The sequence below is a fragment of the Paenibacillus sp. J31R120 genome (assembly GCF_056269225.1).
Genome location: NZ_JBWDNN010000005.1, coordinates 487269 through 503849, shown reverse-complemented (window position 1 = coordinate 503849; position 16581 = coordinate 487269). Strand labels below are relative to the sequence as shown.

Here is a 16581-nt window from a genome sequence, read left to right as displayed (position 1 = left end):
TAGGTTCGGGGTGGAAGCACAGCAATGTGTGGAGCTGACGAATACTAATCGGTCGAGGGCTTATCCTACTGCTAAGGATGATTCAACAGTTACTTTCGTATCCAGTTTTCAAGGTGCAAAACGTCTTGAAATGCATGGTTGCGTCTTTACTGAAGCGATTCAGGAAGCGTACCCAGCGAAGAACGCTATATTCCCTGATAGCTCAGTTGGTAGAGCACTCGACTGTTAATCGAGTTGTCACAGGTTCGAGTCCTGTTCGGGGAGCCATTTCTTGGAGAAGTACCCAAGTGGCTCAAGGGGACCCTCTGCTAAGGGGTTAGACTGCGTAAGTGGTGCGAGGGTTCGAATCCCTCCTTCTCCGTACGAACTTTTTCTACATAAGTAAGGCCCGTTGGTCAAGGGGTTAAGACACCTCCCTTTCACGGAGGTAACAGGGGTTCGAATCCCCTACGGGTCACCATTTTCTTTTAACGACGCGGGGTGGAGCAGCCCGGTAGCTCGTCGGGCTCATAACCCGAAGGCCGCAGGTTCAAATCCTGCCCCCGCAACCAATCCATATTTGATGGATATTATGTAAACCTACGTGCCGTTGTAGCTCAACTGGTAGAGCAACTGACTTGTAATCAGTAGGTTGGGGGTTCAAGTCCTCTCGACGGCACCATTTTTTTGCGGAAGTGGCTCAGCGGTAGAGCATCGCCTTGCCAAGGCGAGGGTCGCGGGTTCGATTCCCGTCTTCCGCTCCATTATCACGGGATGTAGCTCAGCTTGGTAGAGCACCTGGTTTGGGACCAGGGGGTCGCATGTTCAAATCGTGTCATCCCGACCATCTTTATAATTAAAGTAAACCGAACTCCATCTGAGTGTCGGTTTTTTTGTTGTCTCATGAAATCTATAAAAGGAAACACGCAGAATAGTGGCGGTCAGCCAAACTCCTGCGTGTTTTTTCATTTGTAGATAATTGGATTGATAATGGTCAACTGGCTCGAGACTGACTGCGTTTGTCTATTTGCCTTCGGAACGAGCTGCTGCCGTGCCTAACATATATTTGACGCCAATGCCGGGCAATTCGCTTTTTCTAAGATTCAAGGAGCAGCTCGCCTTTCTTCCTCTATGCTATCTACGCCGGACCATATACGGTCGATCCGTACCTGGTACGTGTCCATGCTCGTATTCATCGATACGAGATCGCCGCATGAGCGCATGAGCAGTTGTTCCGCAATTGGCGAATAGAAAGAAATGCGGTTACTGTCGGGCTGTGCTTCTTCAGGAAATACGATCGTAAAGGATTCGGTCATGCCGTCATCCATATACGTGACTGTCACCCCGCATCCGATCAGCACAATATCGCGCCATTCGTCAGTCGGGCGCTCCAGCAGCTTCTCCAGCATGCTGGTATAGGAAGAGAGCAGCTTCTCCACTTGGGTTCTTCTGCTTCCAAATTCGGGGAAATACGCGCCTAGAAAAAGATCCTTCTCATCGCGCAGCGAAATAAGCTGTCGAAGGTACGTCTCCTTCAGCGCTATATATTCAGGCCTATGGTTCATAGTAGATATCACCTCCTATATGTTTGGCACGTGCATGGAAGGTCAAGCGATTTATCTTTCTCATGTCCAATTCCTCCTTGGATAGTAATAAAGGCCACCTGCGAGGGCAGAGGCCTTGTAACCAGTGTAGCAAATTAGCACAGGAATACAACCCTTCCGGCCGAATCCTTCGGAATAGCGCAGGGGAATAAAGGAAATAGTAAACGCATGTCGATTGAACCGCAAAAACCGATTGTCTAACGTGAAAATAGGATATGAGAGGAGAGTACATTTTGTACAGAAAGATCAAGAAACTTATCGCAGCGACTCTGCTGATCGCAGCTGTTGTTGGAGGCCCTATCGCTGTACAGGCACAACCTGGAGTCTTCCATTTCGGATTCAAAAAGAGCGTAGACGGCAGGCTGCCTTCCATTGACGAGGAAGGCTTCAAGCCCATTATTACGAAGCATGGAGCGTTATTTCTGGGGGATACAACGCGCAAAGAACTGTTCCTGACGTTCGATAACGGCTACGAAAACGGACTAACCGCCAAAATCCTGGATGTTCTGAAGGACAAACAGGTACCGGCTACGTTTTTTGTTACCGGACATTACATTAAGGACCAGCCGGAACTTCTGAAACGTATGGCGGAAGAGGGGCATATTATCGGCAACCATTCCTGGAGTCATCCCGATATGTCCCAGCTGTCAGAAGAAGCGATTCGTACCGAGCTGGAGAAGGTGAAGGAACAGGTTCGCGCAGTGACCGGACAGCAGGAGATGACTTATTTGAGACCGCCGAGAGGCATTTTTAACGAAAGAGTGCTGTCTGCGAGCAAAAGCTCAGGCTATACCAGCGTCTTCTGGTCGATCGCCTACAAGGACTGGGATGTCAGAGCGCAGAAGGGCGCGTCATACGCCTTCCAGCAAGTGACAAAGCAGCTGCACCCGGGCGCAATCCTGCTGCTGCATTCTGTATCGCAGGATAATGCGGATGCGCTTGGGAGTATCATTGACGAAGCGAGACGGCAAGGCTATGAGTTTAAAAGCTTGCCCGAGCTGACGCAGGCTGCCGAGCCGGCACCTTCACCAGCCCCTCAGACTGCACCATAGCTCGATAGAAAGCCTCAAGCCCCCGGTCCTAACGGTACCGGGGGTTTGGTTGTATATGGACGCCGCACGTTCGCTTATTAACCCGGAATGCCTTCGCGCTTGCGGAAAAATGACTTCAGCGCGTTGTACACCTCGCTTTTTTCTTTAATGACATAATACATAAAATGCTGAAGATTAATATGTTTGTACGCGGACATGAGCGTACTGGAGCGATTGTACTGATTGACCTCGCCATAGCCGAACAAATTCGATCGCTTGAGCAGCTCCCCGATCAGCTTGACGCAGCGCTCGTTGTCGCTGGTCAGATTGTCGCCGTCGGAGAAGTGGAAGGGGTAAATATTGTATAGGCTCGGACTGAATCGGCTGTCGATGATCTCCAGCGCTTTCATATACGCCGAGGAGCAGATCGTGCCGCCGCTCTCGCCTCTTGTGAAAAATTCTTCCTCGCTCACTTCCTTCGCCTCTGTGTGGTGTGCAATGAACACAATATCCACTTTCTCGTATTGGTGGCGTAGAAAGCGCGTCATCCAGAAGAAGAAGCTGCGGGCTACATACTTCTCGAACGAGCCCATCGACCCCGATGTGTCCATCATAGCCAGAATGACGGCATTGGATTGCGGTTTGACGATTTCCTCCCATGTCTTGTAGCGCAGATCATCCGGGCTGATGCCATGGATGCCGGGCTGCCCTGATGTGGCATTGCGCCGCAAATTTTCAATTATGGTCCGCTTCTTGTCGATATTGGACATAATGCCTTTCTTGCGGATATCGTTGAACCGGATTTCTTTCGTTTCGAGCTGATCCTTGTCCTTCTGTTTCAGGAACGGGAGCTCCAATTCCTCGAAGAGCATCGTCTCCAGCTCTGCCAAGGAAATCTCCGCCTCAATGACATCTTCGCCAGGCTGGTCCCCGGCGCCTTCCCCTTTGCCGCCCTTTTTGGCCGCCTGCGGATCTACTCCGAGTACATCGCCTACCTGGCTGTCTCCGTCGCCTTGGCCGACATGCTTGTTTTTATTGTAATTATAAACAAAGCGGTATTCATCCAGGCTCCGAATCGGCACCTTAATTACTTGCTTGCCGTCAGACATGACAATGCTTTCTTCAGATACGAGATCGGGCAAGTTTTGCTTGATAGCCTCGCGTACTTTTTGCTGATGGCGGGCTTGGTCCTGATACCCCTTGCGGTGCAGCGACCAATCCTCGTGCGAAACAATGAACATGCCGTTGTCAGCTGGACTCATTTTCGGAGCACCTCCCCTGCTTATTTCTTTGTTGTTAATCAATATATTCAAGTGGCGAGCGGTTATGTGAACGAATTGAGTCCAATTCTATTAATCTGTTAGACAAGCCGGGACTGCTGCCGCGAAAACCTAGCTACGCAACGCGCCGTGGTGATAGAATAATAGGAAGGACTGCGGCGGCATGCCGCGGGAGAGGAAGTGAAGGAATGAAGCTGTTACATACGGCGGATTGGCATCTGGGCAAGCTGATCCACGGTGTTTATATAACGGAGGACCAGAGGCATGTGCTGGAGCAAATGATGGATGCGATTCGGATCGAGAAGCCGGATGCGGTGATCATCGCCGGCGATCTGTACGATAGAGCTGTGCCGCCCACGGAGGCGGTCGAACTGCTGGATGACGCGCTTCGGAGGATTGTGATTGATCTGGAGACGCCAGTGCTGGCTATCTCGGGCAATCACGACAGCCCTGACCGGATCAGCTTCGGCACAAGCATGATGGAAAGCCGCGGATTGTACTTGGCGGGCCAGCTGCGGGAAGACGGGCAGCCTGTCGTGCTTCGCGATGAGTATGGCGAGGTTCACTTTCATCTAGTCCCTTATGCGGACCCTGCGCAGATCAGGCATCGCCTTGGCGATGAATCGATTCGGTCGCATGATGACGCCATGCGCGCGATCGTGAGTCGGCTGGAGCAGAAGATGGACCCTTCGGCAAGACATGTGCTGATTGGACATGCGTTCATTACGCCTTCCGGCGAATCCGCCGACAATACGAGTGAATCGGAACGACCGCTGGCGATTGGCGGGGCGGAGCATGTGAGCGCAGCTCATTTTCGCCCATTCCACTATGTGGCGTTAGGCCATCTTCATCAGGCGCACTATGTGCGGCATGAACATATACGTTATGCGGGTTCCCCGCTGAAATATTCGATTTCGGAAGAGAAGCATAACAAGGGTTATCTCATGGTGAAGCTGGACAAGGACGGACAAGCGACGGTGGAGAAGAGAGAGCTGCGTCCCCTGCGCGATATGAGACGGGTGGAGGCAACCTTGGAGGAGCTGGAGCAGCATGAGGTATGTGACGATTACGTCTTTGTCACGCTGCTAAGCGATCATCCTGTCCTGTTCCCGATGGAGAAGGTGAGAGCCGTCTACCCGAATGCGATGCATGTGGAGAGAAGAACAAGGACGGCGGCTGTGGAACTATCCGCATCGGGGTCGGCCGGTTCGGATGCTGCGCCCAGGCGCAGCGAGAGCGATCCGGCAGAGCTGTTTGCCGCTTTTTATGAAGAAGTGAAGGGCATTCCGCTGACAAAAGAGAAACGGATGCTGTTTGAGCGGGAATTCGGCGCGCTTCAGCAAGCGATCGGAGGTGAAGCATGAGACCGCTGCGCTTAATGATGAGAGCTTTTGGCCCTTATCGGGACGAGGAGATAATCGACTTTACGAAGCTTGGCGATCGCAGGCTGTTTGTCATCTCGGGTAATACAGGAGCGGGGAAAACCTCAATCTTTGATGCGATATGCTTTGCCTTGTACGGGACGGCCAGCGGCGAGGACAGATCTGATCCCCGTATGTTGCGCAGCCACTTCGCCGATGATGAGACGCACACGGCTGTTGAGCTGGACTTTTCAGCAGGCGCCAAACAATATCGCGTTCATCGTCAAATGAAGCATCGTAAAGGCGGCAACCGGAGCGAGACGGGCGAGAAGACCGAGCTCTACGAGCTGAAGGATGGCACTGCCATTCCTGCGGTCGACCGGTTCATCACAACGGAAGTGAACGCGAGGCTGCTTGCGATCGTCGGCTTGACCAAGGATCAGTTCAGCCAGATCGTCATGCTGCCGCAAGGCGAATTCCGCAAGCTGCTTACGTCCGATACGGACAATAAGGAAGAGATATTGCGCCGAATATTTCGAACGGAATTGTATGAGAAGCTGGAGGCCAGATTCCAGCAGCGCAACCGCGAGCTGCAAGACCGGTTGAAGGAGGCGCGGTCCGCGTCTTCCGCGATGATGCGGCAAGCGCAGGAGACGTTCCCGGCCCGGGAGGGCAGCAAGCTTGCAGATACGTTCTCACAGGAGATATACAGCACAGCGCAAGTATGGGAAGGTTTGACCAGCGAGGCCGGCTATTACCGGGACCAGGCCGAGCAAGCCCGCGAGAGCAAGCTGAAGCTGTCGGCAGAGATGGACGCGAAGCAAGAGGAGCTGAGGAGAGCTCAAGACATCAACGCCAAGCATGACGAGCTGGGGGCGAAGCGTTCGCAATTGGCCGGGTTTGTGGAGCAGGAGCCGGCGTTCAAGCAGCAAGAGCAAAGACTGGAGCTCGCAAAGAAAGCGGCGTCGCTGCTTCCTTACCAGGAGCAAGCCGATCAGGCGTTGCAGGCTAAGCGGAGCAAGCAAGAGGCGTTAGAGAGCCGAGAAGCTGCGCTGCGCACCGCCGAAGCCGAGTGGGCGGGTTCGCAAGCGGCTCATCGCGAGGAAGCGGACAGAGAGCCTCTGCGCAGAAGCACCGAGCGCGAGCTTGTACAATTGCAGGAGCTTAAGCCTATTGTAGCTTCTTTAAGCGAGCAACAGAAACGAGTCGGCGAATTGACCCGGCTGGAGACGCAAGCGAGAGAGAAGTTAACCCTTAACGAACAATCCATGGTGAAGCTGCGTGAACAGAGAGCACACATGCAGTCGGAGCTTAAGGCGACGGATGTATCTGCCGTCAAGCTTCCGGGCGAGCTGGAGAAGCTGAGAACGGTGGAACAGCAGGGGAAAGCGGTCAAACGCCTGATGGATGTGACTGAAGAGCGCGTGCGCTGGGTTCAGCTAGAGCAAGAAGGCATGCGTGCGCTGGAGCTTGCGGCAGCCGAGCATGAACGGGCGGAGCAGCTGTGGCTGGAGGGGCAAGCAAGCTTATTGGCCATACATTTAACGACAGGTGCGCCATGTCCGGTATGCGGAAGCACGGAGCATCCTTCCAAAGCCCATGCAGAAGGCGGCGAGCTTCCTTCGAAGGAAAAGCTGCAGCATACCAAAGATACATTAAACGCGATTCAGAATGAGCTGATCTCAGCGAAAGCTCAGGCTGCCTCAGCAGCTGCATCCCATTCGGCCTTGCTTGAGGAGCTGGAAGAGCTGGGCATCGATCTGGAAAAAGAGAGCTCCGCCGAGCGGTTGCTGGACGTCTTGCGTGAACGCCAAGGTGAACTGCGGGTTTTGTGGCGCCAGTATAAGGATGCAGCGGATCAGCTTCAAGCAGACGCTAAGCGGGCCGAGGAATGGCGAGCTTCACTGGGGAAAGCAGAAGAGGAGCTGGCCCGCCTTGAGCCGGAGCGGGAGGGATTGCAAACGGAGCTGCAGCGGCTTGCTGTGGAGCGGTCTGCAGGGCAGGCTTCCCTAGCGAAGGAACTGGAGCGAATTCCGGACAGTCTGAGAAGCCCGGAAGCGCTGGAAGTCCGGACAATGGAACAGAATGCTCTGTTCCGCGGGATGGAGCAAGCCTGGGCGACTGTCCAGGCTCGGCTTCAGCGGGCAGCCTCCAGCGTATCGGAGTGCAAGGCACATGCCGAACAGGCTGCAAGCGCGCTGGCGGAAGCGGTGGAGCGGGGTGCCAGCGCCGCCAAGCGGCTAGAGCAGGAATGGCAGGAAGCAGGCTTCTCCTCGCACGATGCGTATCGCTCGGCGCTCATGAATGATGCAGAGAGCAGACGCGTCCGGGAAGCAATCGAAGCCTATCGTTCTGCAATTGCAGCGGTGAGAGAGCGGCTGCTGACGCTGGAGCAAGAGCTTGTGAGCCAGCCAAGACACGATACAAATGAGCTCTTGTCCGCCATTGCAGCCACTAAGGAAAGTTACGAAGCCTCCGTTGGACAAGAGAGCCGCTCCCGTCGGTATGAAGAAGAGGCGATCCGGCTTGCCGAGTCGATCCGGCGTGCAGGCGAGCAGATGGCAGGGCTTGAACAGGAGATGGAAGGCGTTCTGGACCTCTATTCCATGCTGAAGGGGGACAATGCGCTGAAAATGTCCTTTGAGCGCTACATTCTGATCGAATATCTGGATCAGATTCTGAATATGGCGAATGTGCGGCTGAAGGAGCTGTCGGGTGGACAGTATGAGCTTCAGCGCAGCGACAGGCTGGAGACAAGGGGCAAGCAGAGCGGACTGGGCCTGGATGTCTACGATGCGTATACGGGCCAGCTCCGCGATGTGAAGTCATTGTCGGGCGGCGAGAAGTTCAATGCGTCCTTATGCCTTGCGCTTGGCATGACGGATGTCATTCAGGCGCATCAGGGAGGCATCTCCATCGAGATGATGCTGATTGACGAGGGCTTTGGTTCACTTGACGAAGAGTCGCTGCACAAGGCGGTGTCGGCGCTAGTCGATCTGCAGAAGGCAGGCCGGATGATCGGTGTGATCTCCCACGTCGCGGAATTAAAAGAAGCGTTCCCCGCATGCCTGGAAGTAAGCAAGTCAAGGGAAGGCTACAGCCGCACTTCAATCTTGCTGAAGCATTAAGCGAGAATAGAAAAGACCCGCCTTACCTGCCCTCTGGCAAGGTAAAGCGGGTCTATCATGCGGGATCGTGATTAAACGGCATTCGCTACGCCGAGAATGAGCATAAAGCCAGAGCCGAAAGTGATCAGGCCGTTCAGCACGATACCGATGATGCTGAATACCTTCTTGCGGTTTCTCATGCAAGCGCCGATAATGCCAAGCACTAATCCGATAAAGGCAATGCCGATAGCTAGAAATATGACAAGGCTGCCGAAAACCAAGCCTTCGAAGCCTTCTCCGTTGCTGTCCATAATCCGTTGTTGAAGCTCTTCTTGCGAAGTCATGTTCATAAATTCAGGCAAGCTGGATGCGATCAGGATAATAGCTAATATAAAAGTAAGCAGCGCAACCAAAGCTAATACAAAGGACGAGATGCCAAGTCCGGAATGCTTCTTGACGATAGGCCCTTGTCCGTAAGGAGGTCCGCCTGCCGGCGAAAACCCGGTGAAAGGCTGGCCCTGATCTGGTTGCTGCCCCTGCTGCTGATTGTGCTGGTTTGGATTGTCGTTCATGCTTATGTAGTCCCCTTCCAGTAGTTTGGTAAAATTATACACAATAAAGAGAGGATTGAAAACCGATGTTCCAAAAATATTTTATAATCGGCGCTGTGAATGCGGCGCTTGCTATTGCGCTTGGCGCTTTTGGCGCACATGGATTGGAAGGCAAGGTAACCGATCATTATCTGGATGTATTCGAAACTGGCGTGAGATACCATATGTACAGCGCGCTTGGCCTTATGCTGATCGCTCTGCTTGACAAGGCGCTTGGCGGCAGCCGCAAAGTGCTGATAGGAGGAAGGCTGATCTTTGCAGGCACGGTTATTTTTAGCGGCAGCCTTTATATTTTGACATTGACGGGCTTCTCGAAGCTGGGCATGATTACGCCTATTGGCGGAGTTGCCATGATTGCGGGATGGGTCTTTGTAATCGCAGGAGCAGCCAAACAAGCTTCGAAGTGAGGATTATTGTCTTATAATCGAACAGTTTTCGACAGAAACCGATCATTTTTGGATATTTTTTATAAAATGTTAGCAAATATTTCTATGCCAATTCGTCCATTTCGTTTATAATGTACCTAGCTATCACTTGACCGACTTAAGAGGAAGGAAGTTTGTGTGTGGCGAAACAAATGGAAGATTGGGCTGAAACGAAGAAGCAGCCGCGCACGCTGCTGATGCTGAGCGAATCATGGGCGATAAGCTCATGGATAGCGGCCATCGCAGCGATATGGATTATAGTATCCTTTCTGGTTATTTCCAATGCAATGTACAGATGGGCTTCACTTGCTGTAGCGGTCTCACTGCTGGCCACAGCTGTTATCGTCTTCTTCAAACGCAATTCCATGGGCAACTTCCATAAATACCATACCGCCATTGTTGAGACGCTTCTTCGTTCCGAGGCCGTTCCTCTCGCTGTTTTGAATCGCGCGGGCGAGCTGGTGGAGATGAATGAAGCTTCAAGCCGCATGCTGGGCTACCAACGTTCCGAGATGATCGGGGAGCCCATGATACGTATGGTCGATCCAGCCAGCAGAGTATTGCTTCAAGAATCGATTGACAGGGCGCTTAACGGAGAGACGAACCAAAACAATATCCATATTACGCATCGTTCGGGTTTTCCGCTTGAACTGCAGGTGGTCTACGCACCAATGCTGCAGGAGGGTGAAGTAATCGGGACCGTAATGATCAGCCAGGATTTAAGTGACCGGAAGCGCAACGTCGAGCGTATTCGTTACATGGCGTATTATGACGATATGACGGGTTTACCTAATCGTACGCTGTTCCAGATGAAGCTGACAGAGAGCTTGTCCAGAGCCAAGGAAGACGAACGGATTGTTGGAATCTGCTATTTGGATCTTGACCGCTTTAAGCTTGTGAATGCGTCTTTCGGTCGGGAATTCGGAGATATGCTGCTAATGCAAGTCGCCGAGCGGCTGAACAGAGGATTGTCGGAGCAAGACTTCGTAGCCAGAATGGAAGGCGACGAATTCGCCTTGCTTATTACTTCCATTCAGTCCGAGGATGAGCTGTTGGAGTATTCCAAACACATATTGAAATCGATTGAGGAGCCTTATGAGCTAAAGGGCTTCCCCCTACATATTACGGCCAGCATCGGCCTGGTTACAAGCCTGAACAATCAGGATGACGGGTATACGCTGTTCAAGAAAGCGGATATGGCGCTCGTCAAAGCGAAGGAGAGCGGCAAAAACGATTGCCTGCTCTATTCCGACAGCTGGAGCAATTCCTCCTTCGAGCGTCTCAAGCTGCAGCATGAGATGTATCGTGCCATTCAGCGAAGTGAATTCGTGCTTCATTATCAGCCGCAATATGATTTGACCAGCGGGCGCATGGTTGGCGTCGAGGCGCTGGTTCGTTGGAAGCATCCCGTCCGAGGACTGCTTTCGCCCGGGACCTTCATTCCGCTTGCGGAAGAAAGCGGTATGATCGTCCAGATCGGCGATTGGGTGCTGGAGGAAGCTTGCCGCCAGAACAAAGCGTGGCAGGATGCGGGATTGCAGCCAATGCCGGTTGCGGTCAATCTGTCCATTCGTCAATTCCTGCAGCATGATCTGGCAAGCCGCATTGCGGAAGTGCTGGAGAAGACAGGACTTGAACCGAAGTATCTGGACCTGGAAATTACAGAGTCGATGACGATCGATGTTGGACTGGTGTCACGCTGCTTGCTCGCCATTACGGACCTCGGCGTAGGCATTAGCGTAGACGACTTCGGGACGGGCTACAGCTCGTTCCACTACTTGAAGAACTTCCCGATTGACCGTCTGAAGATCGACCGCTCCTTCGTCAGAGACATTCAGCAAGATCCTAGCGATGCGGAGATTGTGGCCGCTATCATCGCGATGGCGCATAACTTGAACATTCAAGTTATAGCGGAAGGCGTGGAGACAGAGGAGCAGATGGAATTTCTGAAGAGGCATCAATGTGATGAAATGCAGGGATTCTATTGGAGCCCTCCGGTCTCCAGTGATAATATCGAAGAAATGCTTAAAGCAGGGTAATCGAGAACTGTTTCGCTGGCAGAGCGCTGCCGGCGGGCAGTTTCTTTATTGTCGGACAGTTGCCACGCTAATTGGCTATAAAAAGCAGCAAACCCGCTTACCGGGGAGATGACGGGTCATCCTCCCAAGGCAGCGGTTTTTTTTGATGATCAGGCTATGAAATCTTCAATTTCAGTCATTCTGAACGTATAGACTTGTTTCTCGTCGACATGGTACACCGTGATCAAATTTTCCCGCTCATCGATATTAATGATCCGGCATGGAATGTTCAGCTTGATTCCAAGACCTCTATTGACAATTAAGCGGATCAGAGTGTTCGATTTCATAAACGTGCGAATGGGTCCAAAACCGTCAGATTCAGCCGAAATAGGGACTGTTGATTCCTTAGTATCAGGCTCTTGGGGGGGAAGGGGAACCGGGGTTGATCCGGATGCTTCCGCAAGCCTCTGGTCGATCAGGCTTCCTAATTGAATGCCGGAGGTGATACGGTAATCCGCCCATTCGGATCGATTCAAGCCTTGAATCAGCTTCTCCAGTGCGTCGGCGTGGTGTCCATCCTCCACCATAATTTCAACATTGAAGATGAAGGTTTGTTGCTGCTTGTTTAATTGCTTTTTTGTCATTTGCTTGCCTCCGCACTTGTGGTGATAGTCTAACTATACCATTATTTTGAGTAGTGATATAGACCTATATCTGACGTTTGACCACACTGGGTAAGATTCCCTGCATATACTGGTTATGCGGCAGAAAAGTCGCATAATTTGGGGGATAAAGGAGGTGGATGCGAGTTGATCAGAATGGTTCCATTCGTGCTCGAAAGCGGAGAGACCGTTCTTGGAGTGGAGGTGAAACTGCCGAAAACAACTCTCCTCTCCCTATCGACAGACCGGGGTTATATTATGTGCGGAGCATTGGACGTGTCGCTGCTGAATGATAAGCTGCGAGACCGCGAAATTATAGCAGGCCGCGCCGTCGGTGTAAGAACGTTGGAGGAATTGATCGGAGCGCCTTTGGAATCGGTTACGCATAAAGCGGAATCGCTTGGCATCGTTGCCGGTATGAAGGGTGCGGACGCTCTTCGTCTGATGCTATAGACGTTAAGAATGAATAAAGCCCCAAGCTGCGGCAGCTTGGGGCTTCGAATATTAATTGTGGAACAGCTTGCGCAGGTTCTCTTCGAAAGGCGCTGTTACGATGCCCTTCTCCGTAATGATAGCTGTCACGTATTCATGTGGCGTCACGTCGAAGGCAGGGTTATATACCTTAACTCCTTGCGGAGCGGTACGCTTCCCGAAGCCTTCCGTAATCTCTTCAGCATTCCGTTCTTCAATCGGAATCTCCGCTCCCGTAGGCGTAGAGAGATCGATTGTGGAGAGCGGACAAGCCACATAGAATGGAATGCCGTGCGCTTTGGCAAGAACGGCTACGCTGTAGGTGCCGATTTTGTTCGCCACATCGCCGTTAGCCGCTACGCGGTCTGTTCCGACGATAACCGCGTCTATCCAGCCCTTGGACATCACCATACCGGCCATGTTGTCACAGATGAGCGTGACATCGACTCCGGCTTGCTGAAGCTCGAACGCTGTTAGGCGGGCGCCTTGCAGTACAGGGCGAGTCTCATCCGCGAATACGCGAATATTCATGCCTTGCTCCTTTGCGAGATAGAAGGGAGCAAGCGCGGTGCCGTATTTCGCAGTGGCAAGTCCACCGGCGTTGCAGTGTGTCAAGACGCCCATGTCATCCTTGAACAATCCGAGCGCATGCTCGCCGATCAAGCGATTGGTTTCTTCGTCCTCGCTCTGAATGGCGATTGCCTCGTTCGTCAATGCTGTCTTAAGCTGGTCAAGGGATAGACCCTCGCCTGCGAACCGGTCTGCCGCAGCCTTCATCCGATCCAGTGCCCAGAAGAGATTGACGGCTGTCGGTCTGGAGGTAGCCAAATATTCGGCGTGCGTCTTCACACCAGCCATCCATTCTTCGGCGGTTGCCGCATCGCGGCTGCCTAGAACGACGCCATAAGCGGCTGCAATGCCGATAGCCGGAGCGCCTCGTACTTTAAGATGTCTAATCGCTTCCCAGACATCCTCGGATGTGGTAAGCGGCAAATAAACGATTTCTTCCGGCAGCAGCCGTTGGTCGAGCAAATCAAGTTGGTCGCCTGTCCAGATAACGGACTGCAAGCCTGCGTAATTTTCAGTCATGATGTTAGTTCCTCCCTGCGTCAATTGCAAGAGCCAATAGGCTAACCTTGCATTGCTGTTTCTGTTATATCAATCAGTTCTTGTATGGATTGTGCACTGCGATGGCGGCGGATCAGCTCCGTACCGATCGCAAGGGCGCCTCTCTGTGCCTGCTCACGAATCTCATCGCTTGGAATCTTGTCGATATCTGCGACGTGGGCAAGTCCGACAATCCGGCGCACGATCTTGCATCCGGCGAATCCGATGGTATCCTGAAGCAATCGCTGCATGTAGTAGTCTTGATAGCCCGCTGTGGAATTAGCCAGGCGATCGATGCCATGCTCATTCCAGAGGGCGCGGAATTTCCGGTCGAATTGAGTCCATACATCTTCAATCGTATCCAGCAGGTAACGACGGAAGTCCTTGCGGGCTTCATCGTCGCTTGTCCAATATTGTTGTCCGGCATAATTCAGTATCAGATTCGCGAAGATTGCTCCGACATCGAAGCCCATCGGTCCGAAATAAGCGAACTCGGGGTCGATTACCTTCGTGGAGGCTGGCGTAGCGAAGATGCTGCCCGTATGCAAGTCGCCATGCAGCAGCGCTTGAGCGTTCGTCAAGAACTTGTCCCGCAATATGGCTATTTCGAGATGCAGCGCGCTGTCATTGCGAAGCGCTTCCGCAGCATCTTCAATCGCTGACGGTATATTATTATTGGGCGACACGGTATAAGGATCGTCGAAGATCAGATCCTCTGTAATTTTGCACAGATCGGGATTAATGAAGTCCTTGACGCGCAGCTTCTTGTCCTGCTGGTTCATGCCGAGATCGGATGTATAGAACAGGGTGTTGGCCATGAACGTCGAGATATGATCCGCGAAGAGCGGATACTTCGTGCCGTTAATCAGGCCTTGCCTCATAATGATATGATCGCTTAGATCCTCCATGACGGTGAGTGACAGCTCCGGATCGTATTTGTACACGACCGGTACCAGACCTGGAGCCAGCTTTCCTTCCAGAATCAGCTTCTCGCTCTCTATGCGCGCGCGGTCGAGCGTCAGAGGCCAGGACTCGCCTACAACCTTGGCGTATGGCAGCGCCTGCTTCATAATCAGGCTCTTGCCGCTCGCGCTATCCGTTATATGAAAGACGAGATTCAGATTGCCGTCCCCGATTTCCCGGCAAGCCAAATGAGCGCCCTCAGGGAAAAACCCGTCGATTCCGCTCGCGATTTCAATTGCTTCTTGTTCATTTAAGGCATGATACGTGGTCAGCTCGTCCACCTCCGATTTCTCTATTCGTTCCAATACCATGCCTAATAGTATAATGGATATTATTTCGCCATGGAATACCTTTAGGCGCCAATGATTGACTTCGCGGGCTGTTTTTTTCAAAATAGAGGGAGAGGAAGGCGGGCTTCAGGAAAGAACCGCCAAATGGATGGGGGAGCTGGGATGACAGAAGATTTGACGCGCCAGGCAATCGCGCTGAAGGAATGGGCCGTTTCCGTAAAGGCGCTTCATGACGGGGAACAAATTATCGTGATGCGCAAGGGCGGCATCATCGAAGAAACACGGGATTTTCAACTTCTGAGTCAAAGCTTCTACTTAATGCCTGCTTATGAGCATCAGCGGAAGGAGCTGCTGAAGGAGGATTACCAAGGCGGGATGGACGAGACGCTGCGGGAATGGTCGCCGGAAGCCGACACCATCAAGCTGTCCGCCTATGCGGTCGTGGAGCGGGACATTGAGATTACCGATCAGGAGACACTGGACAAGCTGCGCGATAGGCATATTTGGACCGATACGTTCGCCGAGGAGCGCCTCAAGTGGAAGAAGAAAAATCCGCTTCACCTGCTGCTGTTGCGAGTGTACAAGCTCGAAGAACCGGTCTATGCGCCAATGAGGCCTGCTTATTCAGGATGTAAATCTTGGGTAAGAATAGAAGATGAGATGAAGCAGCCGGGGATGAATCCTGTTCTGACGCAAGCGCAGTTCGACAAGGAAACCGATCGAATCCTGTCTGCACTCGGAATTTAAGGGCGAATTTCTAGGGCGGAAGAAGGCAGCTTGTCAACTCGTACGTTGATTTATAACTAAAGTTATATTAAAATGATTATTGAGAATCAGTGAGAATCAAAACACCTAATCTACGATAACTAACCTTGGAGGGATCAGTATAATATGGCAACACAATTTGTCATCGACGGCCTCAAAGCCGAGATCGAAGGAAAAGAGATTTTGAAGGGCATCAACCTTGAGATCAAAGGCGGAGAAATTCATGCCATCATGGGACCGAACGGTACGGGTAAAAGTACGCTGGCTTCGGCTCTGATGGGTCATCCGAAATATGAAGTGACGGCAGGAAGCGCATCCATTGACGGCGAAGACCTGCTGGAGATGGAAGTAGACGAGAGAGCACGCGCAGGCCTGTTCCTGGCTATGCAGTATCCAAGTGAAATTCCTGGCGTAACAAACTCCGACTTCCTGCGCAGCGCAATTAATGCCCGCCGCGAGGAAGGCAATGAAATCTCCCTGATCAAATTCATTCGCCAAATGGAAGGCAAAATGAAAGAGTTGGAGATGAATCCTGAGTTCGCGCACCGTTATCTGAACGAAGGTTTCTCCGGCGGCGAGAAGAAGCGTAACGAAATTCTTCAAATGATGCTGCTTGATCCGAAAATCGTCGTGCTTGACGAGATCGACTCCGGTCTTGACATCGATGCGCTCCGCATCGTTGCGAACGGCGTGAACGCGATGCGTTCCGAAGAGCGCGGCTTCCTGATCATTACGCACTACCAGCGTTTGCTTAACTATATTACACCGGACTTCGTTCACGTGATGATGCAAGGGCGCATCGTGAAATCCGGCGGTCCTGAGCTTGCTCAGCGCCTGGAGAACGAAGGTTATGATTGGGTGAAGGAAGAACTAGGCATTACAGACGAAACCGTAGGCCAGGCTTAAT

Annotated in this window: 14 protein-coding genes and 7 tRNA genes; 15 read left to right on the top strand and 6 right to left on the bottom strand. The window is 52.4% G+C overall.

Annotated features, from left to right (window positions below; genetic code table 11):
- Positions 1 to 191: 191 nt before the first annotated feature.
- The 7 genes from AC0YNW_RS20630 to AC0YNW_RS20600 all read left to right on the top strand — a co-directional run bounded on the left by AC0YNW_RS20630 (position 192) and on the right by AC0YNW_RS20600 (position 826).
- Positions 192 to 267: transfer RNA gene (locus AC0YNW_RS20630), tRNA-Asn, on the top strand.
- A gap of 6 nt (positions 268 to 273) precedes the next feature.
- Positions 274 to 361 (top strand) — tRNA-Ser (locus AC0YNW_RS20625).
- A gap of 24 nt (positions 362 to 385) precedes the next feature.
- Positions 386 to 460 (top strand) — tRNA-Glu (locus tag AC0YNW_RS20620).
- A 14-nt stretch (positions 461 to 474) separates the two neighbouring features.
- Positions 475 to 551: transfer RNA gene (locus tag AC0YNW_RS20615), tRNA-Met, on the top strand.
- A gap of 34 nt (positions 552 to 585) precedes the next feature.
- Positions 586 to 661 (top strand) — tRNA-Thr (locus AC0YNW_RS20610).
- A gap of 7 nt (positions 662 to 668) precedes the next feature.
- Positions 669 to 743 (top strand) — tRNA-Gly (locus tag AC0YNW_RS20605).
- A 6-nt stretch (positions 744 to 749) separates the two neighbouring features.
- Positions 750 to 826, top strand: a tRNA-Pro gene (locus AC0YNW_RS20600).
- Between the two features lie 256 nt (positions 827 to 1082).
- Here AC0YNW_RS20600 and AC0YNW_RS20595 read toward each other — a convergent pair.
- Entirely contained in the window at positions 1083 to 1544 is a 462-nt protein-coding gene (locus AC0YNW_RS20595) for a GreA/GreB family elongation factor (RefSeq protein WP_475833544.1), read from the bottom strand.
- 272 nt (positions 1545 to 1816) lie between these two features.
- On the opposite strand from AC0YNW_RS20595, the gene pdaA reads away from it, so the two are divergent.
- Positions 1817 to 2635 (top strand): delta-lactam-biosynthetic de-N-acetylase, encoded by an 819-nt coding sequence (gene pdaA, locus AC0YNW_RS20590; protein ID WP_475833543.1) that lies wholly within the window; start codon positions 1817 to 1819, stop codon positions 2633 to 2635.
- A 77-nt stretch (positions 2636 to 2712) separates the two neighbouring features.
- Here pdaA and yhbH read toward each other — a convergent pair whose 3' ends face one another.
- The gene (gene yhbH, locus AC0YNW_RS20585) at positions 2713 to 3876 is read right to left on the bottom strand and encodes a sporulation protein YhbH (RefSeq protein WP_475833542.1); all 1164 of its coding nucleotides are present in this window, start codon (positions 3874 to 3876) and stop codon (positions 2713 to 2715) included.
- Positions 3877 to 4082: 206 nt separating this feature from the next.
- On the opposite strand from yhbH, the gene AC0YNW_RS20580 reads away from it, so the two are divergent.
- Both AC0YNW_RS20580 and AC0YNW_RS20575 read left to right on the top strand, forming a co-directional pair.
- A complete protein-coding gene (locus tag AC0YNW_RS20580) occupies positions 4083 to 5258 on the top strand; it encodes an exonuclease SbcCD subunit D (protein ID WP_475833541.1) in 1176 nt (391 codons plus the stop codon).
- Positions 5255 to 8383, top strand: coding sequence for an AAA family ATPase (locus tag AC0YNW_RS20575; RefSeq protein WP_475833540.1), 3129 nt, complete (start codon positions 5255 to 5257; stop codon positions 8381 to 8383). The genes AC0YNW_RS20580 and AC0YNW_RS20575 overlap by 4 nt, the downstream gene beginning before the upstream one ends.
- A 71-nt stretch (positions 8384 to 8454) precedes the next feature.
- On the opposite strand, the gene AC0YNW_RS20570 is transcribed toward AC0YNW_RS20575, so the two are convergent.
- Positions 8455 to 8934: a hypothetical protein gene (locus AC0YNW_RS20570; protein WP_475833539.1), complete on the bottom strand. Its 480-nt coding sequence runs from the start codon at positions 8932 to 8934 to the stop codon at positions 8455 to 8457.
- 65 nt (positions 8935 to 8999) lie between these two features.
- On the opposite strand from AC0YNW_RS20570, the gene AC0YNW_RS20565 reads away from it, so the two are divergent.
- Both AC0YNW_RS20565 and AC0YNW_RS20560 read left to right on the top strand, forming a co-directional pair.
- The gene (locus AC0YNW_RS20565; RefSeq protein ID WP_475833538.1) at positions 9000 to 9380 is read left to right on the top strand and encodes a DUF423 domain-containing protein; all 381 of its coding nucleotides are present in this window, start codon (positions 9000 to 9002) and stop codon (positions 9378 to 9380) included.
- A gap of 158 nt (positions 9381 to 9538) precedes the next feature.
- Complete coding sequence (locus AC0YNW_RS20560) at positions 9539 to 11437, top strand: putative bifunctional diguanylate cyclase/phosphodiesterase (protein ID WP_387475379.1); 1899 nt, start codon at positions 9539 to 9541, stop codon at positions 11435 to 11437.
- Positions 11438 to 11586: 149 nt separating this feature from the next.
- Here AC0YNW_RS20560 and AC0YNW_RS20555 read toward each other — a convergent pair whose 3' ends face one another.
- On the bottom strand, positions 11587 to 12060 hold the full coding sequence (locus AC0YNW_RS20555; RefSeq protein ID WP_475833537.1) for a hypothetical protein: 474 nt from the start codon (positions 12058 to 12060) through the stop codon (positions 11587 to 11589).
- 165 nt (positions 12061 to 12225) lie between these two features.
- Between AC0YNW_RS20555 and AC0YNW_RS20550 the strand changes: the two genes are divergently transcribed.
- Positions 12226 to 12531: a YunC family protein gene (locus AC0YNW_RS20550; protein ID WP_387475383.1), complete on the top strand. Its 306-nt coding sequence runs from the start codon at positions 12226 to 12228 to the stop codon at positions 12529 to 12531.
- A 51-nt stretch (positions 12532 to 12582) separates the two neighbouring features.
- Here AC0YNW_RS20550 and mtnA read toward each other — a convergent pair whose 3' ends face one another.
- On the bottom strand, positions 12583 to 13638 hold the full coding sequence (gene mtnA / locus AC0YNW_RS20545; RefSeq protein ID WP_475833536.1) for an S-methyl-5-thioribose-1-phosphate isomerase: 1056 nt from the start codon (positions 13636 to 13638) through the stop codon (positions 12583 to 12585).
- Positions 13639 to 13679: 41 nt separating this feature from the next.
- On the bottom strand, positions 13680 to 14891 hold the full coding sequence (gene mtnK / locus AC0YNW_RS20540; protein WP_475833567.1) for an S-methyl-5-thioribose kinase: 1212 nt from the start codon (positions 14889 to 14891) through the stop codon (positions 13680 to 13682).
- A gap of 180 nt (positions 14892 to 15071) precedes the next feature.
- Between mtnK and AC0YNW_RS20535 the strand changes: the two genes are divergently transcribed.
- Together AC0YNW_RS20535 and sufC are read left to right on the top strand one after the other, a co-directional pair.
- Positions 15072 to 15656: a DUF1802 family protein gene (locus AC0YNW_RS20535; protein WP_475833535.1), complete on the top strand. Its 585-nt coding sequence runs from the start codon at positions 15072 to 15074 to the stop codon at positions 15654 to 15656.
- Between the two features lie 144 nt (positions 15657 to 15800).
- The gene (gene sufC, locus AC0YNW_RS20530; protein WP_387475389.1) at positions 15801 to 16580 is read left to right on the top strand and encodes a Fe-S cluster assembly ATPase SufC; all 780 of its coding nucleotides are present in this window, start codon (positions 15801 to 15803) and stop codon (positions 16578 to 16580) included.
- Position 16581: the final 1 nt, after the last annotated feature.

What these genes read in the sequence shown, in the direction of transcription:
- sufC (WP_387475389.1), top strand. Translation starts at nt 15,801, where the DNA reads ATGGCAACACAATTTGTCATCGACGGCCTCAAAGCCGAGATCGAAGGA.
- yhbH (WP_475833542.1), bottom strand. Translation starts at nt 3,876, where the DNA reads ATGAGTCCAGCTGACAACGGCATGTTCATTGTTTCGCACGAGGATTGG.
- AC0YNW_RS20580 (WP_475833541.1), top strand. Translation starts at nt 4,083, where the DNA reads ATGAAGCTGTTACATACGGCGGATTGGCATCTGGGCAAGCTGATCCAC.
- AC0YNW_RS20570 (WP_475833539.1), bottom strand. Translation starts at nt 8,934, where the DNA reads ATGAACGACAATCCAAACCAGCACAATCAGCAGCAGGGGCAGCAACCA.
- AC0YNW_RS20575 (WP_475833540.1), top strand. Translation starts at nt 5,255, where the DNA reads ATGAGACCGCTGCGCTTAATGATGAGAGCTTTTGGCCCTTATCGGGAC.
- AC0YNW_RS20595 (WP_475833544.1), bottom strand. Translation starts at nt 1,544, where the DNA reads ATGAACCATAGGCCTGAATATATAGCGCTGAAGGAGACGTACCTTCGA.
- mtnA (WP_475833536.1), bottom strand. Translation starts at nt 13,638, where the DNA reads ATGACTGAAAATTACGCAGGCTTGCAGTCCGTTATCTGGACAGGCGAC.
- AC0YNW_RS20555 (WP_475833537.1), bottom strand. Translation starts at nt 12,060, where the DNA reads ATGACAAAAAAGCAATTAAACAAGCAGCAACAAACCTTCATCTTCAAT.
- AC0YNW_RS20565 (WP_475833538.1), top strand. Translation starts at nt 9,000, where the DNA reads ATGTTCCAAAAATATTTTATAATCGGCGCTGTGAATGCGGCGCTTGCT.
- AC0YNW_RS20535 (WP_475833535.1), top strand. Translation starts at nt 15,072, where the DNA reads ATGACAGAAGATTTGACGCGCCAGGCAATCGCGCTGAAGGAATGGGCC.